This is a genomic window from Acetomicrobium sp. S15 = DSM 107314 (genome assembly GCF_016125955.1).
Lineage (GTDB): Bacteria > Synergistota > Synergistia > Synergistales > Thermosynergistaceae > Thermosynergistes > Thermosynergistes pyruvativorans.
Map to the genome: position 1 here is coordinate 1 of NZ_JADEVE010000390.1, position 381 is coordinate 381.

1 protein-coding gene is annotated in these 381 nt (G+C 54.9%); it reads left to right on the forward strand.

Features of this window, described 5'->3' with window-relative positions:
- Window positions 1-145: 145 nt before the first annotated feature.
- Window positions 146-381, forward strand: a 236-nt coding sequence (locus EZM41_RS11890; RefSeq protein WP_342449323.1) for a tRNA methyl transferase PRC-barrel domain-containing protein, incomplete at its 3' end; no start/stop codon positions are given.

A 381-nucleotide genomic window follows, 5' to 3' on the forward strand; every position in this document is an offset into this window, starting at 1 on the left:
CAACTCCCATGCCGCGTTTGGGATGAGAGGGGCATGGCCCGAATGGACCTCGCGCTTGGCCTCTTTGACCCTTAGCTCCACCTTAACGATTCCCTTGTTTCCGAGGTACATCTGAGGTCTTCCGCTTTCGAATTGGTACAAGTAAATGGTCCGCCGTAGGGCCGGTGAAGCCTTCGGAGACGTCTTTGATGGCGTTCGCGATAGCCGCGATATCTGTGTTATCCATGAAAAGCTTCCTCAGTTTCTGTCGCGCCGCTTGGGCTGCGAGAGGGGCCCTATCGTCACAAAAGACGGCACAAAACTCGGTGAGCACAAAGGCCTTTTCTGTTACACTGTAGGGCAGCGCAAGGGATTGAATTTGAGCGGAGGGCCGTGGTATGT